Origin of the sequence: Thermomonas sp. (assembly GCF_019104945.1) — a bacterium.
In the GTDB taxonomy this organism is placed as follows: domain Bacteria; phylum Pseudomonadota; class Gammaproteobacteria; order Xanthomonadales; family Xanthomonadaceae; genus Thermomonas.
In genome coordinates, this window is record NZ_JAHRWW010000035.1 from 21,183 (window position 1) to 46,424 (window position 25,242).

A 25,242-nucleotide genomic window follows, 5' to 3' on the forward strand; every position below is an offset into this window, starting at 1 on the left:
AAAGGATATTTCGCCATGACCGACGCCACCTGGCTGCATGAGAATTTCGAGCACACCGGCTCGTCGATCGGCTTTCGCATCACCCGCAAGCTGGATGAAGTGCAGTCGCCATTCCAGAAGATCGAGATCTATGAATCGACCGACTGGGGCAATGTGATGCTGATCGACGGCGCGATGATGCTGACCAGCCGCGACAATTTCTTCTACCACGAGATGATGGCGCACCCGGCGCTGTTCACCCACGCCGCGCCGAAGCGGGTGGTGATCATCGGTGGCGGCGACTGCGGCACCCTGCGCGAAGTGCTGCGCCACCCGGGCGTGGAAAGCGCGACCCAGTGCGACATCGACGAACAAGTCACGCGGATGGCCGAGAAATATTTCCCGGAACTGTGCGAATCCAATAATGATCCGCGCGCCGAGCTGCTGTTCGACGACGGCATCGCCTACATGGCCAATTGTGCGCCGAACAGCGTGGATATCGTGATCGTCGATTCCACCGACCCGGTCGGCCCGGCCGAAGGCCTGTTCAACAAGGCGTTCTTTGAAAGCTGCCATCGCGCACTCAAGGCCGACGGCATCTTGGTGCAGCAGAGTGAATCGCCGCTGGCCCTACTCAAGCTGATCAAGGAAATGCGGGAAGAGATGGGCAAGGCCGGTTTCGCCAGCTTCCAGACCCTGCCGTTCCCGCAGCCCTGCTATCCCACCGGCTGGTGGAGCTGCACCATGGCCAAGAAGGACACGAACGCCGACTTCGGCTTCCGCGAGGTCGATGCCCGCGGCAAGAGCTTCGACACGCTCTACTACACCGCCGATGCGCACAAGGGCGCGCAAGTGCTGCCACCGTTCGTGGCTAAGGCGCTCGCCGAGTAAGGTTACACCGGGCATTGCAAATTGCGATGCCCGGCACGTTTTACTTTCTTCACACCCGGTATGTTCCTCTGTTGATCTAGGATCAGGGGGCCGGATGGATCAATCTTTCGCAGCACGCTTGCTGGCGATGCTCTTCGCATTGAGCATCGGTTTGGCGTGCGCGCAATCGGCCCCGCCAAATCCCAAGGCCACGCCTGCAGCACAGTTTGATGAAGTACTCGAGCGCCTCGTTGGGCCGTACTCCATGGATCTTGCGCCCACGCTCTACAACGACAACCTAGACCGTTTGCGCACATTGATCCCCGGCGGTGACCACGCTCGCGAGATTCAATTTCGCTCGGTGTATTGCATCAGCCAACACTGGCGCGACCCCAAGCAGGGCTTAGCCTACAGCGATGACGCCATTAAACGCGCCCATGCGGTGGGCGACATCGCCTCTGAGGCACGCGCGATGTTCTGCCGCACGGCCTACACCCTGCGCCTGCACGGCACCAAACAGGGCCTTGCCGAGGTCAATAAAATCATCGCCTTTTTGCAAGACACGCCCGAGCAACAACTGCTCTCGGAGCTATACCTCTATCGCGGCACCCTGCTTTCAGAACTTGGCGAACAAGCCAAAGCGCTGCTGGATTACCAGCGCGCGCGTGCAGGCTACCGCGCCATTGGCATCACCAAAGACCTAGATGAACTGCTGCTGCAGTCAGCGATTACCTATCGCCGCATTGGCGATTGGGCGCAGGCCGAACGCTATTTCAAATCCTCCGTACAGCGCATGCAGGACAAGCAAGACTGGACGCGCACTGTTACCAATCTTATCCAACTTGGATTTTTGTACGACGAATCCGGCAACCCGCAAAAATCGCTGGCGGCCTTTGAGCAAGCCGTTGCCGTGGCGACCGAGCACAAAGACCCCACCGATATCGGCGGCGCAAAACTAGGGCTTGCCTCTGCGCAGATCAGCCAAGGTCAGTTCGACAATGCATTGCAATCACTCACCGAGGTCAAGGCCGCGTATGCCGAGGCGGGAATCGACCCGCGCCAAGACATGCTGCTTCTGCTTACCGGGCAAGCCCATGCAGGCAAAGGGCAACATACCGAAGCGCTTGCTTACTATCAGAAGGCACTGCCACTGATCGAACGCGACGGCAACGAACGTTACCTTGCCTTGCTCTACCAAGCGCAGGCGGCGAGCGAGGAAGCGCTTGGCCGCAGCAAAGAAGCACTGAATGATTACCGCCGCTACAGCACGCTGCAACTGGGCTTGCAACAAAAAATGCGGCTGGAGCAAAGTCGGCTGCTTGAGTACGAGTATGAAATTCGCCGCCGCGAATTTGAAAACCAACGACTACGCACCGAAGCGGCGGGCCAGCAAAAGCAAGTGCAATCGCTTGAACGTGAGCGTCGTTGGCAAATCCTCGCGCTTACGCTTGGCGTACTGCTGCTAGTTGCACTACTTGTGCTTGTTCTGCGACAGATCCGCAGCGCCAAGCAGTTACGCATCCTTGCAATGACCGACCCGCTTACCAGCACGCTCAGCCGCCGTGCGGTTGAAGCGGCCCTCGATCGTCACCTTGTGCGCACTCAGCAACACGCGCAGCCCATCAGCGTGATGATGCTGGATCTTGATTACTTCAAAGCCATCAACGATCGCCACGGCCACCCCATTGGTGACGAAGTGCTGCGCACAGTCACCGCCTGCTGGAAAGAACAGCTGCGCGACAACGATGCGCTGGGGCGGATTGGCGGAGAAGAATTCATCATTATTTGCCCAAATACCGATGCAGCGCAGGCACAACTGATCGCAGACCGGCTTTTGCAAACTACCCGCATGATGCGGCTGCCTGAAATCGCCCACGATCTGCTGCCGATCACCACCAGCATCGGTATCGCCCAAGGCCAGCCGAATGAAACGCGCGAAGAACTGATTGCCCGCGCCGATGCGGCGCTCTATCAAGCCAAGCAGCAAGGCCGCAATCAGGTTGTGCTCTAAAGACGCCTGTGCCCGCATTCTGGCGGCGTCTTACCTACATCACAGCGCGTCGCCATCCAGCTCGCCCGTGCGAATGCGCACCACTCGTTCTAAATCCCAAACAAAGAGCTTGCCGTCACCAATCTTGCCTGTTCCGGCGGCTTTGATAATCGCCTCTGTCACCGCGTCCACTTGATCATCGGTCACCGCGATTTCCAGCTTGATCTTCGGCAGAAAATCCACCACGTATTCCGCGCCTCGATACAGCTCGGTATGGCCCTTCTGGCGGCCAAACCCTTTCACTTCCGTCGCGGTGATCCCGGCCACGCCAACATCGGCCAGCGCTTCGCGCACATCGTCCAACTTGAACGGTTTAATCACCGCCATGACCATTTTCATCTTGTAAGCCTCCTCATCAATGCGTCAAAGCATACCTTGACTATTCCGTGCATACTGCATCCTTGGTAATTTAAGATTTTTCTGACGCCGCGCCGCGCCCTGCACCGACGGCGTTCATGCCCCTCCTTGCGGCATGCTGGCCACACGTGCAGGAGAACCCCCATGATGACCGCCCCCATGATCGATCTTTCGCAACTGGATGACCTCGCCCGCCGCCTCAGCAGCCTTGTGCCGCCCGCCCTACGCGAAGGCCGCGACGAGTTGCAGCAAAACTTCAAAACCGTGCTGCAGGCAGGCCTTGGCAAGCTGGATCTTGTCACCCGCGAGGAGTTTGACGTGCAGCGCGCGGTACTCTTGCGCACCCGCGAAAAACTAGACGCTCTCGAGCGCCAGCTCACCGAACTGGCAGACGCCGCCTCTGCCGATAGCACCACGCCCCGCCACTAAGCGCCGCCACCATGAGCCTTGCAATCGTGCACAGCCGTGCGCGCGTGGGTGTGCACGCGCCTGAAATTCGGGTCGAAGTGCATCTCGCGGGGGGGCTGCCTGCGATGTCGATCGTTGGCCTACCTGAGGCGGCCGTGCGCGAGGCCAAAGATCGTGTACGTGCCGCCATTCAGTGCGCCCAGTTTGAGTTTCCCGCACGTCGTATCACGATTAACCTCGCTCCTGCTGATCTTCCTAAAAGTGGTGGCCGCTTTGACCTAGCCATTGCCCTCGGCATTCTCGCGGCGAGTGGGCAAATTCCAGTTGCGGCGCTCGATGGTTGGGAGTTTTTGGGCGAACTTGCGCTCACCGGCGAGCTGCGCGAGGTGGATGGCGTACTTGCCGCTGCGCTGGCGGCAGGCCAGTCCGGCCGCAAACTCCTTGTGGCCCCGCATAACGGCGCTGAAGCGGCATTGGCTGGAACGGTTGAAACCCACACCGCGCGCACGCTGCTGGAAGTGTGCGCGGCACTAGAGGGGCGAAAATCACTTCCTGCGGCGCAGCCACTGCCGCAGCGCCCCAGCACCGAACCCGACCTTGCCGACGTGCGCGGGCAAACCCAAGCGCGGCGCGCACTGGAAATTGCCGCCGCAGGCGCGCATCACCTCCTTTTGATTGGCCCACCGGGAAGTGGCAAAACGCTGCTGGCCTCGCGCCTTGGCGGCATTCTGCCGCCGCCCACGCAGGCAGAAGCGCTGGAGGCGGCGAGTATTGCTTCCACCAGCGGCCGCGGACTAGACCTTACCCGCTGGCGGCAGCGCCCGTTTCGCGCCCCGCACCACACCTCCAGTGCCGTGGCCTTGGTCGGTGGCGGCGCCGACCCTCGGCCCGGCGAGATTTCTCTTGCCCACAACGGCGTGCTGTTTCTCGACGAACTCCCCGAATGGAGCAGGCACGCGTTAGAAGTATTGCGCGAACCGCTGGAATCGGGCCATGTGCACATTTCGCGTGCCGCACGGCATTGTGAGTTTCCCGCCAATTTTCAGCTGGTTGCCGCCATGAACCCCTGCCCCTGCGGCTGGGCCGGCGATCCTTCAGGGCGCTGCCTGTGCACGCCCGAGATGATCCAGCGCTACCGCGCGCGCATTTCCGGGCCTCTGATGGAGCGCATCGATCTGCATATTGAAGTACCGCGTTTGCCACCCAGTGCGCTGCGCACCGATGCGCCCCCTGTTGAGGCAAGCGCAGACGTGCGTGCGCGCGTGGTCGCTGCACGCGCGCGCCAGCAGACACGTAGCGAAACACCCAATGCGCGGCTTAGCCAAACACAAACCAATGCGTTCTGCCGCTTAGAAACGCGTGATTCATTACTGCTTGAGCGCGCAGTGGATGCGCTGCAGCTTTCTGCACGTTCGCTGCACCGCATCTTGCGCGTGGCCCGTACCATCGCCGACCTTGCTGGCAGCGCGCAGATCGAAACACCCCACCTAAGCGAAGCAATTGGCTACCGCACACTGGAGCGTGGGAGTACAAGGGCGGCGGCCTGAGCCTGCTTAGCCACCGCCCTGCCTCTTTAGGCAGCCTCGCGCGCGCCGTGGAACTGCTCTTCTTCGGTGCTCCCTTTCAGCGCTACGGTGGAGCTTTGCCCACCTTGAATGGTCTGCGTGATCGCATCGAAATAGCCAGTGCCAACCTCGCGCTGGTGCTTCACCGCCGTAAAGCCACGGTCTGCGGCGGCAAACTCTTTTTCCTGCAATTCAACAAAGGCGCTCATCTGCCGCCGCGCATAGCCGTGCGCCAGCTCAAACATGCCGTAGTTCAGTGCATGAAACCCGGCCAAGGTAATGAACTGGAACTTGTAACCATAGCTGGCAATTTCCTTTTGAAACTTCGCGATGGTGACGTCGTCTAGGTTCTTCTTCCAGTTGAAGCTTGGCGAGCAGTTATAGGCGAGCAACTTACCGGGGTATTTGGCGTGAATGGCCTCGGCAAATTTACGCGCAAAATCCAGGTCCGGCTTGCCGGTTTCGCACCACACCAAATCCGCATAGGGAGCATAGGCAAGGCCGCGGCTAATGGCCTGATCCAACCCTTTGTGGGTTTTGTAGAACCCTTCCACGGTGCGCTCGCCGGTGCAAAACGGGCGATCATTAGGGTCCACGTCCGAGGTGAGAAGATCGGCAGCTTCGGCATCGGTGCGCGCTACGATCAGCGTTGGCACGCCCATCACGTCGGCAGCCAGCCGCGCTGCGGTGAGCTTTTCAATCGCTTCGCGCGTTGGCACCAGCACTTTTCCGCCCATATGCCCACACTTTTTGACACTAGCGAGCTGATCTTCGAAGTGCACACCTGCGGCACCGGCTTCGATCATCGCCTTCATCAACTCAAAAGCATTGAGTACGCCACCGAAGCCCGCCTCAGCGTCGGCCACGATGGGCTGCAGATAGTCGATACTGTTATCACCTTCGGCGTGGCTGAGTTGGTCGGCGCGCAGCAGGGTGTTGTTGATGCGCTTGACCACCAGAGGCACCGAGTTGGCCGGATACAGTGACTGGTCGGGATACATTTCCCCCGCCACATTGGCATCGGCCGCCACTTGCCAACCAGAAAGGTAGATCGCTTTCAATCCGGCCTTGACCTGCTGCATGGCTTGGTTGCCGGTGAGCGCACCTAGCGCGTTGACGAAATCTTCGTGATGCAACGACTTCCACAGCTTCTCGGCGCCGTGCCTTGCCAACGAATGTTCAACCGCCACGGTGCCGCGCAGGCGCACCACGTCTTCGGCCGAATAGGTACGCGTAATGCCGGCCCAGCGCGGGTTATTGGCCCAATCGATCTTCAGCTGCTCAGCGGTAGGAAAATGGGTTTTCATGGCGTGCTCCTTAAATGAATGAGTCGATACGTTCGTAAGCGGGAACAGTGAGGAAATCTGCCAATTCGTCGGCGTGGGTGAGGCGATCGAGCATGCCGATCGCTTCGCTGACACGGCTGGCGCCGGGAAGGTTGGGAATCGCGTTGAGGCGGCTAGGAAGCCCAATCAGCGCGCGCTCAAGCAGCATGAAATCCACCTGCGTGCCGTCATCTAAATGCAGCATGTCGCCGCCGTGATCGGAAAAATGCAGCCACTGCCACAGCTGGGCGCGGGCAATTTCAGCGGTCGCCGCGTCTTCCATCAAATGGTGAATGGGTACGCAGCCATTGCCATCGAGCCACGCGGCCAAATAGCGCACGCACACCTCGACATTGTTTTCAAACCCGACGCGGGTAATCGTGCCAAGGCAAGGCTTGATCAAGTCATCGCGCTCCACCATGACGTCTTCGCGCGCAACGTGCAGTTGATTGGCCTGCGGCATGCGCGCATCGAACACTTCCCGCGCCAATGGCACCAGCGCCGGGTGCGCCACCCATGTGCCGTCATGGCCAGCAGTGACTTCACGCAACTTGTCGGCACGCACCCGCGCGAGCGCTGCAGTATTGGCGGCCTCGTCACCGCGAATGGGAATCTGCGCCGCCATGCCGCCCATCGCGTGCGCGCCGCGCCTATGGCAGGTTTGAATCAGCAGTTCGGAATAAGCGCGTAAAAATGCTTGGGTCATACCCACTTGGCCGCGCTCGGGCAGCACACGGTCGCGATGGCGGCGGAACGTTTTGATGTAAGAAAAAATATAGTCCCAGCGGCCGCAGTTCAGCCCAACGATGCGGTCTTTGAGTGCGAACAAAATTTCGTCCATCTCGAACGCGGCCGGCAAGGTTTCGATCAACACGGTCACCTTGATCTGCCCGTGCGGCAGCGCCAGTGAGTGTTCGATATGACTAAGCACCTTCTCCCACAGCTGAGCTTCTTCCATCGATTGCAGCTTGGGCAGATACAGGTATGGGCCGCGATCTTTGCTCGCCAGTGCACGCGCGTTGTGCCACAGGAACACCCCAGCATCAAACAGCGCGCCCGATAAACGCTGGCCGTCCACGCGCACGTGCTTTTCATCCAAATGCCAGCCGCGTGGGCGCACAATCAACGTCGCGCGTTCGGCCTCTGGCTTGAGGGCATAGTGTTTGCCATTCTCAGCCGTCAACGACAACGTTCCCGCCACCGCCTCGCACAAGGCGCGCTGGCCGTTCACCATATTCGCCCAGGTTGGGCTGGTGCTGTCTTCGCAATCGGCCATAAAGCAGTTGGCGCCAGAATTCAGCGCATTGATGAGCATCTTGGCTTCGGCCGGGCCGGTGATCTCCACGCGACGATCGCGCAGCGCGGCGGGCGCTTGGGCCACTTTCCACTCACTTTGGCGAATGGTCGCCGTTTCCGCGCGAAACCCCGGCAGCGCACCCGCATCAAATGCGGCCTGACGCATGCGCCTGGCCTGCAACAGGCGCTGACGCGTGCCGTCAAAGCGGCGGTGTAGGTCGGCTAAAAATTCCTGCGCAGCCGGATTGAGCACAGCCTCTTGCCCAGCCAGCTGAGCGATCACTTCCACCCCCAACGCGGGGCGTTCTTGCAGCACTGCAGACATCAAGCTTCTCCGTAATGATGGGGGAAACCAACCATCCGCTAGCGTGTAGTATTTGACAAACGAGTTTTATCAATGTTTTGTATAAATTAAATAAATATGTTTTGAAACCATGACATCCAAGCCGCCTGCCGCACTGCGTTTTGCCTACAAAGGCTCCCGCCTCAAGCCCCTGCGTGCGTTCTGTCAGGTGGTACGGCTCGGCTCTATTTCGCGCGCCGCCGAGGCGCTGTATCTCAGCCAGCCCGCGATCACCCTGCAGCTACAGGCGCTTGAGCGCGAGCTCGGTGCGCGATTATTTGAGCGCAGCGGCCGCCGCCTAACGCCCACCCGCGAAGGCGATCTGCTTTACGAAATGGCGCGGCCTTTGGTGGAAGGCCTAGACAATATCGCCGCGCAGTTTCGTGAGCAGGTGCGCGGCCTTGATGCAGGCGAGCTGCACGTTGCCGCGGGGAGCTCCACCATTTTGTATTTGCTCCCTGAGATCGTGGATGCGTTTCGGCAGAAACATCCCGACGTGCGCCTCTCACTGCACAACGTCACGGGCGCAAGCGGCCTTGATCTACTGCGCAGCGACGCGGTGGATCTTGCGGTAGGCTCGATGTTGGACGTTCCCAGCGACCTCAGCTACACGCCGGTGTATCGCTTCGATCCAATGCTGATTACGCCGCCCGAGCACCCCCTGGCGAACAAGCCAGAGCTCACCCTGCAAGATCTGTCGCCTTACGGGCTGATTCTCCCGCCTAAACGGCTCACCACCTACCGACTGGTGGACCTAGTCTTTCAACAAAACCGCGTGCCCTACACCGTGGCGCTGGAAGTTGGCGGCTGGGAGGTCATCAAGCAGTATGTGTCGATGGGGCTGGGCATCAGCATCGTGACGGCCATCTGCCTAACCGACGCCGACCGGCAGCGCTTGGTGGCGCGCTCATTGGCGCGCTGGTTTCCACCACGCAGTTACGGCATCGTGATGCGCAAAGGCAAGTTTCTATCGCCACAAGCGCGCGCGTTTGTGGGGCTGATCAAGCCCGATGCGCTCTCATCGCGCAGCCACGATGAGAGCGGGCATTCCGAACGCTAAGCGCCTCAGTAATCCATCGCGATATCCGGCAATTCGCCGGGCTGCTTGTCACCGGGCATTTCCAGATCATCGGTTTTGTAGATGGCCACATGCGGCACACCATCGGTGCCAATCCAGCCACGGTACATCCCGCCGGTGTTGAACGGAAACGACAGCACGCCATCGGCCCCTAATACGATTGCGCCACCATCGCCCCCTTGTTTGGGGATCACTTTATTGATGACCGTATCGGCCGCTTTCGGCAATGGTTCACCGGCAAGCCGTACCCGCGCGCAGACCTCGTGCGCGGCGGCATTGCGAATGTAGTACTCACCCCAGCCGGTGCCGGAGAACGCGCAGCCGGTATCGGCCCAAGTGCCTGCACCGATAATGGGCGAATCCCCCACTCGGCCATAGCGCTTATTGGTCATGCCGCCCGTGGACGTCCCTGCCGCAAGATTGCCGTGTGCGTCCAGCGCAATGGCGCCCACCGTACCGAAATAGGCCTTGCCCGGCAGCACCAGCGGTGTATTGGACGCCTGTGCTTTCTGCTCTTCCTGCAGTGCTTTTTGCAGCGAATTCCAGCGCTTTTCCGTACGGAAATAAGCAGGATCGACGAATTCAACACCCTGCTCTTTGGCAAAAATTTCAGCGCCGTCGCCAATCATCATCACATGATTGGACTTGTCCATAATGGCGCGCGCCAGCGTAATCGGGTTTTTTATCTTATGCAGCCCTGCCGCCGCTCCCGCCTTGCCACTGGTACCGTCCATGATCGAGGTATCCAGCTCGTTACGGCCATCGTGGGTAAATACCGCGCCACGCCCCGCATTGAACTGCGGCGCGTCTTCCAGCACCTTGATGGCATCGACGATGGCATCCACCGAACTTGCACCGGTTTGCAGCTTGGCATAGCCCATCCGCAGCGCCTTCTTCAGGGCTTTGCGCACATCCTCTTCTTCCTCCGGCGTGAGATCGCCCGGCTCCACACCTGCGCCGCCGTGGATCACCAGCATCGGCGTATCCAGTGCCACCAGCACCCCATCGCGTACGGCATAGTGGCGGTTGAATGCGGGCCGCTCGACTTCACCCGAGGGCAGATGCAAGGTTGAATGCTTATCAACACCCACGGTATCTAAGCGTTCAAGCTGCATCGCCTTGTCCGCGACCTGCTTCGCGCTAAAGTTGCCGCGCACGATGGTGGCCCCAGCCCCCGGCACCGTGGCGTACACGCGTGCCCGTCCATCGCCCTCCACCGCAACGGCCGCGCTCTCATCTACGCCCAGCCCCAGCAGCGAACGCCCCGCCACTTCTTCACTCTTGGCCAGAAACGCCGCCAGCCGCCCTAGCCGCGCACGCTCGCTGAAGTGGGTATCGGTGACCACGCCTTCGAGCAAACTAAAATTCAAAAATCCCGTTTCGATGGTATTGCTATCGCCCATTGGATCGGCCAGCGCGCGCGGGCTGGTGATGCTGCCGCCGTCCATTGCGCCGTAGAGATACTCACCTTGAATCGCCAGCCCCGCACTGGTGCCCCCCAGCGGCTTGCCCGCCCGCACGTGGTCATCCAGCGCTTTCGCCACCGGCGTACCGCGCCAGAAACGCACGTAGCGCGACTGATCGCCACCGGCAATAAAAATGCCGTCGGCATGCTTCAGCGCTGCGAGAATTTTTGGATCACTCGACGATTCGCGATCCTTGAAGACAAAGGTTTCAACCGACTGGATGCCGCCGACTTTATTGAAGAATTCCTCGCCGATCTGGCCACCCAAAGACGCACGCAGCACCACGATGTGGCCATTGCCTGCCTTCTTCATAAACCAGCGCATCGCGTCGTAATTGCGATCGCCCCCGCCCACGAGCAACAGCCCCGGCTGCACCTTGCCCGGTGTCTTGGCGGCCGGGTTCCCAAGCACGTAATAGTCGGCCGTACTTGCAGCCCATGCCGCTGAAGCGGGCAGTGCCGCCATAACCGCTGCAAACAGAATCGACCAACCGGAGCACCGTTTTTTCATCGTCTTCTTATCCGTTTTTGGGGTGATAAGGGTTTAGACGAACGTACACGGATTTCCCCCCGCACGCGACTGCCAAGTTTCGCTATCTTAGGCATATGGAGAACATCATCGACCAGTGGTTCATACGGGACATCCTGATCCATGAGGCGGCGCTCACGCGCTTGCTGCAGCGCCACTGGCCGCAACGCGATGAGATACATGATCTACGCCAAGAGGTGTATGCGCGTACCTATGAGGCTGCGGCCAAAGGCTTTCCCAGCAACCCCAAAGCCTTTTTATTTGCCTGTGCACGCAACTTGATGACCGACCGTCTGCGTCGCAGCAAAGTGGTCTCGATCGAACCAATGGGTGATTTTGAACCTTCGCACGTCTTATTGGATGAAGTATCACCGGAGCGCTGGTGCGGTGGGCGGCAAGCCTTGCATCACCTATCCGCTGCGTTTGATCAGCTTCCCGACCGTTGTCGCGAGGTCGTGTGGCTACGCCGAGTAGAAGAACTCTCCCAAAAAGAAGTGGCGCGACGTTTGGGAATTAGTGAAAAAACTGTGGAAAAACATATCGCAAAAGGAATGCGTTTGCTCGCCGATGCGCTGTACGGCACGCCCGAGTCTCCTCTTCATTCAGCGCTCTTGGACGAAAGCCGTGATGCCCAACGCCACGCCGACTAATGCCGCGCCCAAGGACAGCCTGAGCATCGAGCAGGCCGCCGCCGAGTGGCTGGCGCGCCGCAATAGTGGGCATTGGCAAGACGCAGACGAAGCCGCACTGCAGCTATGGCTGCGGGCGGCTACCCAACACCGCATCGCGTTTCTACGCCTGCAGGCCGCGTGGCAGGAGAGCGGCCGCCTGCAGGCGCTTGCGGCCGGGCAGCGCGGCAGCGGACCACCGCCGCGCAAACAAGCCGCACCCAGCCTGCGCCGCGACCAAATGCTGCACGCTACATTTCGCCCGCGCGCACGTACTCCCGTAAAACGTACCCACCACTACGCAATCGCCGCCGCACTCGCATGCTGCGCGTTCGGTGCAACCGCCATGTGGGAACGCCATCCCCCCGCTACGGTATATGCCTTTAATACGGCACTAGGGGAAATCCAAACCCAACCGCTGGCCGACGGCTCGCATATCACTCTTGCGAGCAATAGCCGCGTTGACGTCCAGCTTTCGCACCAAGCGCGCAACATCTCGCTGCATCAGGGCGAGGCGATTTTTGATGTCGCCAAAGACCCACAGCGGCCGTTTAGTGTGGAGGCTGAGGGCTATCACGCCATCGCGGTGGGCACCCGCTTTTCGGTGCGGCGCGCCCCAGATGAACTGCGTGTTGTCGTCACCGAAGGTACCGTGCGCTTGGAGTCACCCGCCAGCACAGCCTCTTCAACGCCGTCGGCCCTACTTCCAGCGGGTAGCGTGGCACTGATCCACGGCCGTGATGTCTTGGTGCGCAGTCTGCCGTTAGCGGAAGCCCAGCACCTGCTCGACTGGAAAAACGGCTTACTGGTCTTCCGTGACGCCACATTGACTGAAGTCGTCACAGAATTTAACCGCTTCAACGCGCGCAAGCTGGTCGTTGCCGACGCGGAAGCGGCCAATTTGCAGATTGGCGGTAGTTTTCGCTGGGATAACGAAGAAGGCTTTGCCCGCCTACTGGAAGTTGGGTTCCCAATACGCGCAGACTATTCCAGCGCCCAAATCGTGTTGCATTCGCGTTGAATCAGCCAAACTAGGCGGGATTTTTGCTCTCTGTCCGTCACCAACCATAACAGCGCCAAATCCGGCGCACCCTGGGGAACCTCCACATGAAATCGTCACGCCCATACCGCCTGCTCTTGCTGTCGCTGGCCTGTTCCGCTGCCTTGGCGGCCCAGGCACAGACCGCCGCCCCCATCAATATCGCGGCGGGTGATCTCGCCTCGGCGCTGGATGCCTACGCGCGCCAGTCTGGCACGCAACTGGTGTACCGCGCCGATCAGCTCAAAGGCGCACATAGCGCAGGCCTTAGCGGCCAAGCGGCCTCGCCGCAGGCACTGGATCATCTACTTAAAGGCAGCGGCTTTGCCGCCAAGCGTGACGCCTCCGGCGCAGTAATGATCGTTGCCGCAGCATCGGCCCCCAAACCCGCCGCCGCCCGCCCAGCACCGCAGAGCAAACCCGCGCAAGCGGAAGCAGATGCGCCGGTCACCAATATGCAAGCCATACAGGTCACCGGCTCGCGTATCCCGCGCGCGCAGATCGAAGGCCCGGCGCCGATCACCGTGGTCACCTCGGCGCAGATCCAAGCCGCTGGTTTCACCACCGTGCCCGACGTGCTGCGCTCGCTCAGCCAAAACAGCGGCACCGTGCAGGGCCAGCAGAACACCACCGGTGCACAGTCCACCCCCGGCGCACAGGCAGTGGACCTGCGCGGCCTTGGCCCCAACCACACCTTGGTGCTGATCAACGGTCGCCGCATCGCCGACTTCCCGCTACCGCTGAACGGCAAGAGCAACTTCACCGATATCGGTAATATCCCGCTGGGCATGATCGACCGCGTCGAAATCCTCACCGGCAGCGCCTCGGCGGTGTACGGTTCGGACGCAATGGCCGGTGTGATCAACTTCATTTTGAAGAAATCTACCGACGGTGCCACCATTGATTACCGCTACGGCGACACCCAACACGGCGGCGGACAATCCCATAACCTCACCTTCACCTCCGGTTTTGAGCGCGGCGCGTTCACCGGCATCGTGGGCCTTGAGTTCGTCGATCAGCGCCCGCTGTGGGGCTATCAGCGCAACATCCAAGACTCCACATTAGACGGCCCGACAGAAGACAGCCGCCTTCCTACCCTCGTCGCACGTCGCTACGACTGGGATGACGACGTCGCCATGTCGCCTAACGGCGACTGCAGCGCACTGGCTGGCCTGAATGGCGGCAGCACCATTCTTGCCAGCGACGGCTACGGCGAGCCCTACTGCGGCAGCGACAGCGTGATCGCTCAGCGCACGATCAACAACCAGCGCAAAGGCGTCACCGCCTACGGCTCGTTTGAGTACCGTATCAACGACAGCTTGTCGTGGTTTGCAGACGTCCAACTAGGTCACCAAGAAGTCAAACTAATGACCGGCAACGGCGCCAGCGACGATGTGAGCGACAATATGGGCTGGCAGTTCCAAGACGCCAATGCCACCGGCAGCAACCGTGGGCGGTTCTACAACGCCAACACCGGCCATATTGAAGTTTGGCAGCGCCAATTTAGCCCCGAAGAAGTGGGCGGCCTGAAAAACCGAATGAATAGCACCACCGAAAAGACCATCGCCCTCACAACGGGTTTCAAGGGCTTCTTTGGTGAAGATTGGAATTGGGAAGCTGCATACAACCACTCCCAGTACAAGGCCATCGTGAAGATGCCGCGTATCAAAACGGATGTGGCTAACCAGTTTTTCCTCGGCAACAGCCTTGGCTATGACGCCGACGGCTACGCGATCTATGCGTCGGATCCGGACCGTCTATTCAAACCGCTCACCGAGGCCGAATTCGCCTCCATGGCGGCCATGTCCACATTCCGCCCCAAGGCCCAAAACGACAACCTCAGCTTCACTTTCGATAACTCGGCCCTGTTCACCCTACCCGCCGGTGATGCTGGTTTTGCAGGCGTCGTTGAATATGGCCGCCAGACCTACCGCATCAATCCCGATCCCCTGGCCCTGACCGCCGACGCCTATTTCGGCCCCCGTTATGGCGATGGTAGCGGTAGCCGCAATCGCTGGAGCGTGGCCTCTGAGCTGCGTATGCCGCTGCTTAATACGCTGCAGGCCAGCCTTGCTGGGCGCTATGATCAATACAGCTATGGCGGCGAGAACCCCGGCAAATTCACTTACAGCATGGGCCTTGAATGGCGCCCGCTGGACACCTTGCTTGTGCGGGGCTCCTACGGCACCGGCTTCCGTGCACCCGACATGCACTATCTGTTCGCGGGTAACGACTACTACCGCAAAACATCAACGGACTACTTCACCTGCCGCAGCGACGACCCCAGCATGAGCGATGGCGATTGCTATGACGACGGCAGCTGGGATATCAGCACCCGCGATGTTTACAGCGGCAACCGCAAGCTGGACGTGGAAACCAGCACGTCGGCTTCCGTTGGGTTTGTATGGTCGCCCAGCGCCAGCTTCGACCTTGCGGTGGATTACTATCGCATCAAAATCGCCAACCAAGTTCAAACCCAAGACCGTGAGTTGCTGCGGATTACCGAAGCCAACTGCCGCTTAGGTACTACCGACTCCGGCGCCAGTGTGGACATCAACTCGCCGACATGTCAGGACGCTATCGCCCGTGTTGTTCGTGATAGCAGCGGCGATATCACCAGCGTGCTATTTGGGCCCATCAATATCGCCAACGAGCAAACCTCTGGCCTTGATGTCACCGCGAACTACCGCCTACAAACTGCCCAAGCAGGTAATTTCCGCTTCAGCGGCAACTACACATGGGTGCAAAAGCATAGCTTCCAACAGTTCCCCGGTGACCCCACCCAAGACATGTTGGACTACAGCTCCTACAGCCCAGCGCTACCGCGCGTGAAGTCCAATCTGGGCGTGAGCTGGGACAAGGATGCATGGGGCGCCAGCCTGTTCGGCAACTACCTAGGCCGCGTACCCAACTACGACGACGATGCGTGGACCGAAGCTACCTGGCGCCTTAACGGCACCGCCCGTTATGACATCAGCAGCCATTTCCGCGTAGCGCTGACCGTCAACAACCTGCTCGACAAGATGCCGCCGAAAGACGCAACTTGGTCTGCGTATCCGTACTACGACACCTCGTGGTTCGATTCGATCGGCCGCAGCTACTTTATCCAGCTCACCTACAAATTCGGCGGCGCACCGCTGTAATTTCACTGCACCTGCTGTACCTAACGCCCCGGTTTTCCGGGGCGTTTTTTATGCGCTATTCCTTCGGTACCGGCTCACCCACGAAGCGGCGATAGCCTTGGTAATGGTGAAACACAAAGCCAGCAAATGCCGCATTGCCGTGATAGGCCGCTTCAACCTTCTTGGCCTCGGTTTCGAATGCCGCTTCGCTCATGCCATAAAAGCTCAACTTGGCAGGCTCACCTTTGTTGAACTCAAGGCCGATGACCACTTTCTTTCCCACCTGTTTTGCGTACTGCATCTCGGCCTGTGCGTGCGACAAAATACTGTCGCGGCCTTCGGCAAAATTGCGGTAATCCATCAGCGCCACATAATCTGTCATGCCGGTCACATGTTCGGCCACTGTCTTGCGCTTGCCGTGCCACTCTAGGGTAATGCCATCCCACCAAAACGGCATCGCCGGGCCAATTAACAGCGTTTGCCCCGATTTGCGCTTGGCCTCCATCATCGCCGCCGTGAGCTCCAAAAAGCCTCTCAGCAAGCGCGGCCGCGTGGCGTCCTCCCACTCGTCCAGCAAATGCGGTTCGATATCATAGTTGATGCCATCAAAACGCTGCTCTGGTGCGGCGGCCGCGTTGTAATCCAATACACGCTGGGTCATCGCATTTGCGGTGCGACGATATTTTGGTAACACATAGCGCTCGGTGTGCAGATACCAAGAGCCCAGCAGCGCATAGGTTTGAATGCCACGCTTGTGCGCCGCGCTAATGAAGTCGCGGTACAGCTGTGGCTGGCTTTCGATCAGGTTTCGCTTCTCAAATGCATCGGCGTACAGATAGATGATATTGATACCCTTGCGCTGCATAAACGTCAGTGCTTCTTCTGCAACCTGCTTGGATTCCAACATCGCATAAGAGTCTTCCTCCCACGTCCACACCGCACGCGACGGTGCGTGCGCCTGCTGCGCGCGCGCCGTACCCAGCAGCAGAAAGAGCGCTAAAACAATTCCACCGAAGTGGCCTTTGCACATGCTCACTGCACTGCCTCCGCGATATCCAATGGAATGTGATAACGGCCCCGACCAAACGATTTTCCGCTATCCGGGTCCGATGCCAGCACTGAAACAAAATAGCGCCCGGGTGAGAGCGACGGCAAGGTGATGGAGAACAGCACCTCGCGCCGTTCGTGTGCATTCAACTGAATCGAAGTGCCGTAGCCTTCACCCAGTTCGCGCCCATCTCCTCCGGTCAAAACAGCCAAGGGCGTGAAGATGCGGGACGCCGCGTTATCGCCGTTGACATACGTCGCCACGATCTGTGCGGCATTGCGTCCCGTTCGCTCTAATTTCACTTCTTCTAGCGCAAGCCCAGGAGGCTGCGCCGCCAACGCTAAGCTATCCACTGAAGGCGGGGCTTCCACCGCACTATTGAACGCCACCAGCGGCGGCGTGGCGCCGTCGGGTGAGAGCGCGAGGCGCTGCAAGAAACTGGCGTTGTCGGCTTGGTAGCGCACAAAGTGCTGTTGCACTTTGTCTAGTGTGCTTCGATCGTCCACTGCGGAAGCGCGAATACCATCACCAAGTTCAAACAGCTGGCCATCGTGCAAGAACCAACGGCCATCCACAAAATCCGGCACGCTGGTTTTGGTTTGCTTCAGTACAAAACTATGTGTGCTTTGAAAATGCGTGGCCATATCCAAGCCCGTACCTACCCACGTCACGCGCTCTGGGCGTTTCAGCCCATAGGTATGCGCCAGCAGCGCCAGTAGCGAGGGCGTGACATCCACATGCGACGACACCGCCTTGATCCGCGCAGGCTTCTTCAACAAAGACGAGTAGATCAGCAGCGGCACGTGATAGCGCTCGATATGCGTATCCTGCGGAAGCTCCGCGAGGCGGTGATCGCCAGTAACAATAAAGATCGTATTGGGATACCACGCGGTCTTTTTGACAGATTCAAAATAGCGCCGCAGTTGGTCATCGGTATAGAGAATCGCGCTATAAATATCCACATGAGCGCGGTATTCAAACTTCCGAATCGCCGGAATACCGAGTGCATCGAGCCGCTGCTCGACGCGCTGTTTGTACTCGGCCTGCCCCGGAAACTCATAAGCCGTGTGCATGCTGATGGTTTGTATCCCTTGCACGAACGGCGTCTGCTGGTTCGCGTTGTCGGCCAGCACCCGTGACACCAGCTCACGATCGGGATAGCCCCATTCGCTAAATGGGTTCTTTTGGTAGCCGCTACCAAAATTGCGTAGATCCACAATTTTGTTGATCTCTTGCAATTGAAGATAGCCGCGTTCGTTATCGAACTTGCTGTCGGTGCCTAAATAAAAGGTGCTGTGGTAGCCCTGCCGGTGCAGCACGTTGAACAGCCCCACATGCGCTGGCATTTTTGGCCCAAGTTCGGCGAACCCTTGCTCGGCCACAGGTAACGAGCCGAGTAGCGAGGGCAGTACGCCAAACGTGCGCCCTTGGTTGGCCATGAAGTTGTCGAAATACAAACTCTGTCCGGCCAACTGATCTAAAAAGGGTGTAAAGCTGCCAAGTGTCGCGTCGGGTCCGGAGAAGGAGCGCCCCAATCCCTCCACCACGATCAACACGATATTCGGTGGCTGCCCATTTTGGGTGGCTGAAAAATACGGCCCCAGCGTATCGGGCGTTGTTTCTTCATGCCAAAAGGGATAGCGCGGGTCGAGCTGTTTTTCTGTCGCAGTCTTTGCATCACTGCTGCTTAACGCTGGAGATGGTGCGGCAATAGTTGCCGGCGCACTTCGCCAATAGCGCAGCGTATCTGCAACAAAGAAAGCCCCTTTACTGGTGGCAACAAGGCGCGCCGACTCGCTGCGCAGCCCCTGCACGCCCACGGCCGCTGGCAGCAGCCAAGCGCCAATCCCGGCGGCCAACAAAACACCCAGCACCCACGCAGATGCGACCACCTTCCACTTGTTCCAATAGATACCGGCCCATAGCAGTACCAGCGGCAGCACGAGATTGAGCCATGCACCAATGCCAAACCCATCTTCGGCAGCGCCCCCTACTGTTGTGCGAATTTCATCAAGGCGATAGCCAAATAAATCCGCCCCAAGCGCAACCCGCGCGGTAAGGAAGTACTGCTCCAATGCAAATTCCAGCGCAATAAACAGCGACCATAGCGCGGCTAAAAGCCCCAGCCGCAACGTCTGTTTTTGCACGCGCAATAACGGCCAGCTCAGCAAAAAAAGTAGTGGCAGCGCGCGCAGCAAAAATAGCAGCTGGTTGCCCACCGCCAACGCGAGCACGGAGAACCCGCCGTCGCTGCCTGTTAGCGCCCGGCCCGCAGCTACTCCAGCAAACAGCAATTGCGCCAGCAGCAGCGCGGGGAGCGCCGCAAGAAACCGGGAAGCCGCAGAATCGTGCCCGCTAGGTGCGGCGGCGGGCGCATTTGTGCGTCTCACCAGCGTCGATACAGGGCGATGGAAATATCGTGCTCGTTGAAGCCATCGGCGTCATCAGAATAGCCCGCGCCCAGCTTTACGCCCCAATTCGGCTTGAAGTAACGCACCCAATTCACACCGAAGGAAGCGTTGCTATTGCGTACAAGTGCGCCAAGCCGATCCAAGTCCGAACTGCGTCCGGTGCTGGCACTAACTTCAATGTAATCATCGGCATTGCCGCGATAGTAATTGCGCGCCACGCCGCGATGGCTCCAACTTCCTGAGCCAACACCGGGAACGTGCTGGAGCTTGTAACGGAAATACCAATTGCCTGTGTAGCGCCCCACACCGATGCCATAAAACTCGGTGTCGGAGCTATACCGCAAGTGATCGATGCTGGCAGACACCTCCCAGCCGCTACCCACACCTTGAAAGACTTCCACGCGCCACGCATCACGCGGCAAAATTCCGCTGGATGGGCCCACCTGATAGCGCACATTGGCATAGGCGCGTGGCCACAAACTGACATAGCCATCCAGCGCCCACGCGCTATTGCTGCGCTTGAAGTTGTTGGCGTTGAGCATTTCCAAAGCCAGTGAGCCGCGTGCAAATTTGCGTCGTAGCGATACATTGGCGTCCAACCAACGGTCACGGCCTCCGCTAAAGCCGGTGCTATCCAGCCCCGCGCGTAACTGCCACGTGTAACCGTCGGCGAGAAATGCATCCGGTTGCGCCAGTTGAATGATCGTGCTGTCGTTCAAGCTTGCTACCTGCGCCGCGTCTGCGCCATGCGCTCCTGCTGCAGCGAAATCAGCGCGCGCCTGCTCCATTTGCCCGGCCGAGCGCCAAGCGCGGCCACGTGCAATTAGCGCTTCACTGCTGTCTGGTACTAACGCGATCCAATGGCCATACGCCTCAGCCGCCTGTTGCGGGCGATTACTCCATAAGTACATATCACCCAGCGCCGACCAAGCATCGGCATAATCAGGCTTGCGGGTCGTTACCGCACGCATATCCGTCTCGGCTTCTGTGTAGCGCCCCATCCACGCGAACGTGCGCCCTCGCGCCAACAGCACGTCGCTGTTCTCAGGCGAGGTTTGCAGCATTGCGTTGTACACACTAATGGCCTGCTCACGCTGCGTCGGGTCACCTGATGTGGCCAACGTTCGCGCTTGGCGAAGCTGGTCTTCATACCCCAACGCTGGCGCTGGCGTTGCCGCTTGCACCACTTCTTGTACTGGAGTAGGCGCCGTTTGGACACCCCCCGCCACTCCTGCCGCTTGTAGCGCAGCCAACAACAGCAAACTCATGGTCGCTTCCTTCAAATTAGCGTTGATTAACGAACAGCCGGAGAGGTCACCGATGCCGGTGCCTGCGGTTCGTGCTCTTGTTCTTGCCAATGCGCATTGCGCCGCACATGCCCCCATTTTGAACGACGGCCCAACTTAATCAGCCAACGACCTAGCCCAATCACGCGGAATAGTGAGGTCATCTGGCGGTATCCGAAGTTTTCTAAAATGGCGACGGAAAGCAGCTTGAGCTGCTGCCCCGGGCGCGGATACAGGTGGAAGGAAATTTCTTCCAGCATCATCGCATTGACCGATAGCAAAATCCCCAAGCCTACCGCTGCGAACAAGAAGGCAAAGAATGCCTCCGTCGAGAGTAGCCCGGTGAGCCCTAAAATAATCACTGCCGCATAGCCAAACACTTCCACCAGTGGCCCAAGGCATTCAAACAACAGCATAAACGGGTATGCCAGCCAGCCCACAGCGCCACCGTTTCGGCGGAACATCAGCCCAAAATTGCCGAACAAACTTTCCGCAAGACCCTGCTGCCAACGCACGCGCTGGCTATACAGTGAACGCAAATCCGAAGGCACCTCCGTCCAGCAAATTGGGTCGGGAACAAACGAAATTCGGTAAGGGCGTTTTTCTTTGCGCATCTGCTTATGCAGACGCACCACCATCTCCATATCCTCACCGACCAAGTCGCTTTTATAACCGCCCGCGGCGATAACGCGTTCTTTATAGAACACCCCAAATGCGCCTGAGATAATCAGCAGTGCGTTGATTGGCGACCAGCCCAACCGGCCGAACAAAAAGGCACGCAGGTATTCCACGGTTTGCACCAGCGGCAACACCTTCTTGGGTAAATCGATTTCAGACAACAGCCCGTCTTTGACCTTACAGCCGTTGACCACGCGAATCACCCCACCAGTGGCAATCATGCTGGAATCTTCGAGGAAGGGCTGCACCACGCGTGCCAAGCTATCTTGTTGCAAGATGCAATCGGCATCGACGACACAAAACAGCGGATAGCGTGCGGTATTGACCCCCGCATTGAGTGCGTCGGCCTTACCGCCATTTTGCTTATCGACAAGCCGCACCCGCCCGCCATTCGGTGAAGCAAAAATGCGATTGACCGGCTTCGTTGGAAGGCGGCTACGGTAGGCTTCTGGAAATTCGACAAGCCCAAACTCCGCCACCACAGTCTCAAGCGTTTTGTCGGTAGAACCATCGTTGACCACTACGATCTCGAAATTGGGATACCCCAAGCGCAGCAGCGAACGGATCGTTGTAATGATGGTGCGCTCTTCGTTATGCGCGGGCACCAAAATACTGACCGGCGGCTGGTATTCGGCAAAGCTTTTGATACGAAAGCCAGCGCCGTGCTCGCGCGTGTAGCGCAAGATCGCGAACATCGAAATGAAGTTCAGCGCGAGATACACCACGTTGATCAGAATGAAGTAGAAAAGAAACCCCCACTGCAACATTTCAAGCGTTGAGGTGACTTCTGGGGAAAAGAAAAACTCTTTCATGACGCATCTCCCAGCGCACGCTCGGCAATGACTTGGGTCAAAATATCGCGCGCGTATTTGTCTTCGCGGCTGTCGCGCACTTGCTCCAGTCGGCTTGCATCATTTCCAAACAGGTGCTGCACAGCCTGCGCCGTGCGGTAACGCACCCACCATTGGGTATCGGCCAATAACGGCATCAGCACGGAGGTATCGGACTCTTTCCCCAAACGGCCTAACGCGGCGGCGGCGTGCATGCGTACATGCCAGCGCTCATGGTGCAGCAAGGGCCGCACTTTATCGAGATCATTCGCGTCCACCATCACTTGTAAGCAGGTGGACACCAAATGCTCATCGTGTGTCTCGGCCAATAGTTTGCGTATCACCGGCGCTGCCGCATCCGGGCTAACACCTGCCAAGAAGCGCACCAAGCGCGGCGCTACTTCGTCATTTGCACGCAGCGTTGCCGCACCCAGTTCATTCTTGACGGTCTCGGGTTCCGCCTCGTTGAGCATTTGTGCAATACCGCCATCCACCCAGTCGTGGCGTTCGACGATCTGCGGCACCACACGCTGCACGGCGCGCTCAGCATTGATACGCATCAATGCTCTAGCTGCGGTGATGGAAACAATAGGACTGCGGTCATTGATCAGGCCTGCCAGCCGATCAAAGCTCGACGTGCTGCGCAAATGCCCTAACGCCACCACCGCCATCACGCGGTGGCTAAAGCTGCCGGACGCCGTCATTTTTTCGAGCTTCGGTGCAAGATTCACCAGCGATGCCACCTGCAACATGCCCGGGTTATCGGTGCCTACAGGCGTTTCATGCAGCTCGTTCCACACTTCCACAAAACCACTCATATCCTTACTGGTGAGGGCAGGCACCTCCGCCGGAGGGGACTGCATCGCATCGATCAAAACCTTCCGCCAGAGCGCAACTGCGCGCAGGTGATTTTGCTCGCGCTGCTTGCCCACTTGGCGGATCACCAAGATGGCGATAAATAGGATGAGGGACGCGAGCGTCACCCCGATCCCCACCCAAATCGCAAACACGATTTGTGGATTTCCGTATAACCAGGGATTCATTGTCATATCCTTTTGCGCACGATCTGTCTGCGCAGTCAATACTTAGGGCGCGTCGGTTGCGGCCGACGTAGCAGGCTCTTGGAAGCCTTTTACCCGCGCCAACGCTTGTTTTGCTTCTTCATTTTCTGGAGCGATTTCTAACAGTTTGGAAAATGCTTTCTCCGCTTCCGCCCAACGCGCCTGCCGGTAATACGCATTCCCCAGCCCTTCTTGAACGGAGGCATCGCCCGGCTTCTCTTGGCTCAACGCGGCGAACTGGCGCTCGGCCTGCTCCGGCTTGTCTTGCGCGAGATCGCAATAAGCAAGGCCCACGCGTGAATCGAAATCTCCGGGGGCTAGCGCCAGCGCATCGCCAAACGCATCGCGCGCCTCATCAATTTTCGACATGCGATATAAATTCCAGCCTTTCACGCGCAGCACGCGCGGAGTCTGTCGCTCAATGGTGGCCAATAGCTCAAGGCTCTTCTCAAACTCACCTGCGCGGAACAACTTCTTTGCCGCTCGCTCCGTGGCTAAATCTGTATCGCTGGTGGCATTTGTCCCGGCATAGGTTTGCGTTTGTACTTGGGCATGCTCGGCCAGATAGCGCTGCACGTTTTTCGCCCGGTGAAGACCCAGATAACAGTGGATATACGCCGTGCCGTCGGCATCCAGTGCGGCTTGCGCGGCGGCTTTGGAGTTCTTGCTGTAGTTGTTGCCAAACTTTTGCCCCAAGATACTGCCCATGGGGAAGTTCTCGACCCGCATTCCGTATTGGCTCGCCAGTTTGCGCTCACGCTCCAGCAGCACCTTTTCATAGGGCACATTGGGTTCGAGCAGGCTGATGATGGTGGTCACGCCGCGCTTTTTTAGCTCGGAAAAATCCGCCTCTACTGGGTAAGGCCCAAACAGCACACCGTTGACGGCGCTCTCCGCACGCTCGGCCCGCCACGGCTGCACGAACACGCTTGCCGGGTGCAACAGCACCCAAACGCCGAATGAGAAGCCCAATAGCCCCAACAGCAAAAGTCCTACCCAAAGACGTTTTTTTGACTGAATCTTGAACACCCACTCCCCCTTGTAGATTGCGCGCAGCAAAAGACCGCCCACCCCTCTTCTGACAGAGGACTTCCCTGTATGTCGGCAGGTACGCAGCTTGGCTTTAGTCGAAAGTATATCTAAAAAAGTGTGATGCAAATCACATGCCATTCACATCGATGACTTGAATTTCCACGCGTTTGTAGACACACGCGCCTTGTATACAGCCATATTTACGTCACTTATCGACGCATGTCGTCGCGCTGTTCGGCACTGGCTGCACCACATCATGATTGCGCCCTTTGAACGGCGCGTACCAGCTCTGGATACGGGCGATATCGGTGTCCATATCATCGGAGAGTGCCACTGCTGGGCCGATGGTAATGGTGCGGCTGGGGTAGTCGAACGAGGCCACAATCACCGGTACACCCGCCCCATGCGCGATGCGCCAAAACCCCGGTTTCCATTTGGCCACCTGCTTGCGCGTGCCTTCGGGGGCCATGGCATACCAAATGCAATCACTTGCGCGCATGGCCGCGACGGCCTGTTCCACCACACCTTGCGGGGCCGAACGATTGACCGGAATAACCCCCTGCCAGCGCAGCAGCGGCCCCAGCAGCGGAATATGGAACAGGCTGTGCTTGCCCAAAATCGACAGGCGAATACCTAAAGCCAACTTGGCGGAGATTCCCCACACGCCATCCCAATTGGACGAGTGCGGCGCCGCGATCAACACCGCTTTGGGAATGTTTGGAAATTCGCCCACCATGCGCCAACCGCCAAGACGCAGCACCGTGCGTCCGAGCCACTGCGCCAAACGATAACGCGGCATTTT

Annotated in this window: 19 protein-coding genes; 8 read left to right on the top strand and 11 right to left on the bottom strand. The window is 58.9% G+C overall.

Going from position 1 to position 25,242, the window contains the following annotated elements; genetic code table 11:
* Positions 1 to 15: 15 nt before the first annotated feature.
* Together speE and KUL77_RS08890 are read left to right on the top strand one after the other, a co-directional pair.
* Positions 16 to 870 carry a polyamine aminopropyltransferase gene (gene speE / locus KUL77_RS08885; protein ID WP_297145925.1) on the top strand — a complete coding sequence of 285 codons (855 nt, stop codon included), beginning with the start codon at positions 16 to 18 and terminating at the stop codon, positions 868 to 870.
* Positions 871 to 964: 94 nt separating this feature from the next.
* Complete coding sequence (locus KUL77_RS08890; RefSeq protein ID WP_297145927.1) at positions 965 to 2,860, top strand: diguanylate cyclase; 1,896 nt, start codon at positions 965 to 967, stop codon at positions 2,858 to 2,860.
* 39 nt (positions 2,861 to 2,899) lie between these two features.
* On the opposite strand, the gene KUL77_RS08895 is transcribed toward KUL77_RS08890, so the two are convergent.
* Positions 2,900 to 3,238, bottom strand: a complete 339-nt coding sequence (locus tag KUL77_RS08895; RefSeq protein WP_297145929.1) for a P-II family nitrogen regulator — start codon at positions 3,236 to 3,238, stop codon at positions 2,900 to 2,902.
* Positions 3,239 to 3,415: 177 nt separating this feature from the next.
* Between KUL77_RS08895 and KUL77_RS08900 the strand changes: the two genes are divergently transcribed.
* On the top strand, positions 3,416 to 3,685 hold the full coding sequence (locus KUL77_RS08900; protein ID WP_297146045.1) for an accessory factor UbiK family protein: 270 nt from the start codon (positions 3,416 to 3,418) through the stop codon (positions 3,683 to 3,685).
* 11 nt (positions 3,686 to 3,696) lie between these two features.
* Complete coding sequence (locus tag KUL77_RS08905) at positions 3,697 to 5,211, top strand: YifB family Mg chelatase-like AAA ATPase (RefSeq protein ID WP_297145931.1); 1,515 nt, start codon at positions 3,697 to 3,699, stop codon at positions 5,209 to 5,211.
* Positions 5,212 to 5,237: 26 nt separating this feature from the next.
* On the opposite strand, the gene aceA is transcribed toward KUL77_RS08905, so the two are convergent.
* Both aceA and aceB read right to left on the bottom strand, forming a co-directional pair.
* Entirely contained in the window at positions 5,238 to 6,536 is a 1,299-nt protein-coding gene (gene aceA, locus KUL77_RS08910) for an isocitrate lyase (RefSeq protein ID WP_297145934.1), read from the bottom strand.
* Positions 6,537 to 6,546: 10 nt separating this feature from the next.
* Positions 6,547 to 8,175 (bottom strand): malate synthase A, encoded by a 1,629-nt coding sequence (aceB, locus tag KUL77_RS08915; RefSeq protein ID WP_297145936.1) that lies wholly within the window; start codon positions 8,173 to 8,175, stop codon positions 6,547 to 6,549.
* A gap of 109 nt (positions 8,176 to 8,284) precedes the next feature.
* Here aceB and KUL77_RS08920 point away from each other — a divergent pair, with 109 nt between their 5' ends.
* Positions 8,285 to 9,253 (top strand): LysR family transcriptional regulator, encoded by a 969-nt coding sequence (locus KUL77_RS08920; RefSeq protein ID WP_297145939.1) that lies wholly within the window; start codon positions 8,285 to 8,287, stop codon positions 9,251 to 9,253.
* 5 nt (positions 9,254 to 9,258) lie between these two features.
* Here KUL77_RS08920 and KUL77_RS08925 read toward each other — a convergent pair whose 3' ends face one another.
* Positions 9,259 to 11,247: an isoaspartyl peptidase/L-asparaginase gene (locus tag KUL77_RS08925; RefSeq protein WP_297145942.1), complete on the bottom strand. Its 1,989-nt coding sequence runs from the start codon at positions 11,245 to 11,247 to the stop codon at positions 9,259 to 9,261.
* A gap of 95 nt (positions 11,248 to 11,342) precedes the next feature.
* Between KUL77_RS08925 and KUL77_RS08930 the strand changes: the two genes are divergently transcribed.
* The 3 genes from KUL77_RS08930 to KUL77_RS08940 all read left to right on the top strand — a co-directional run bounded on the left by KUL77_RS08930 (position 11,343) and on the right by KUL77_RS08940 (position 16,115).
* A complete protein-coding gene (locus KUL77_RS08930) occupies positions 11,343 to 11,915 on the top strand; it encodes an RNA polymerase sigma factor (RefSeq protein ID WP_297145944.1) in 573 nt (190 codons plus the stop codon).
* Positions 11,893 to 12,954 (top strand): FecR domain-containing protein, encoded by a 1,062-nt coding sequence (locus tag KUL77_RS08935; protein ID WP_297145947.1) that lies wholly within the window; start codon positions 11,893 to 11,895, stop codon positions 12,952 to 12,954. Before KUL77_RS08930 ends, KUL77_RS08935 begins: the two co-directional genes overlap by 23 nt.
* Positions 12,955 to 13,040: 86 nt before the next feature.
* On the top strand, positions 13,041 to 16,115 hold the full coding sequence (locus tag KUL77_RS08940; protein ID WP_297145950.1) for a TonB-dependent receptor: 3,075 nt from the start codon (positions 13,041 to 13,043) through the stop codon (positions 16,113 to 16,115).
* A gap of 55 nt (positions 16,116 to 16,170) precedes the next feature.
* Here KUL77_RS08940 and KUL77_RS08945 read toward each other — a convergent pair whose 3' ends face one another.
* The 7 genes from KUL77_RS08945 to KUL77_RS08975 all read right to left on the bottom strand — a co-directional run bounded on the left by KUL77_RS08945 (position 16,171) and on the right by KUL77_RS08975 (position 25,239).
* Entirely contained in the window at positions 16,171 to 17,124 is a 954-nt protein-coding gene (locus tag KUL77_RS08945) for a hypothetical protein (protein WP_297146047.1), read from the bottom strand.
* Between the two features lie 2 nt (positions 17,125 to 17,126).
* Positions 17,127 to 19,532, bottom strand: a complete 2,406-nt coding sequence (locus KUL77_RS08950; protein WP_297145952.1) for an LTA synthase family protein — start codon at positions 19,530 to 19,532, stop codon at positions 17,127 to 17,129.
* Complete coding sequence (locus KUL77_RS08955) at positions 19,529 to 20,821, bottom strand: YaiO family outer membrane beta-barrel protein (protein WP_297145954.1); 1,293 nt, start codon at positions 20,819 to 20,821, stop codon at positions 19,529 to 19,531. Before KUL77_RS08955 ends, KUL77_RS08950 begins: the two co-directional genes overlap by 4 nt.
* Positions 20,822 to 20,847: 26 nt before the next feature.
* Positions 20,848 to 22,329, bottom strand: a complete 1,482-nt coding sequence (locus tag KUL77_RS08960; RefSeq protein WP_297145956.1) for a glycosyltransferase family 2 protein — start codon at positions 22,327 to 22,329, stop codon at positions 20,848 to 20,850.
* Positions 22,326 to 23,390, bottom strand: a complete 1,065-nt coding sequence (locus tag KUL77_RS08965; RefSeq protein WP_297145959.1) for a HEAT repeat domain-containing protein — start codon at positions 23,388 to 23,390, stop codon at positions 22,326 to 22,328. The genes KUL77_RS08960 and KUL77_RS08965 overlap by 4 nt, the downstream gene beginning before the upstream one ends.
* Positions 23,391 to 23,432: 42 nt before the next feature.
* Positions 23,433 to 24,437 (bottom strand): tetratricopeptide repeat protein, encoded by a 1,005-nt coding sequence (locus KUL77_RS08970; protein WP_297145962.1) that lies wholly within the window; start codon positions 24,435 to 24,437, stop codon positions 23,433 to 23,435.
* Between the two features lie 208 nt (positions 24,438 to 24,645).
* On the bottom strand, positions 24,646 to 25,239 hold the full coding sequence (locus KUL77_RS08975; RefSeq protein WP_297145963.1) for a lysophospholipid acyltransferase family protein: 594 nt from the start codon (positions 25,237 to 25,239) through the stop codon (positions 24,646 to 24,648).
* Positions 25,240 to 25,242: the final 3 nt, after the last annotated feature.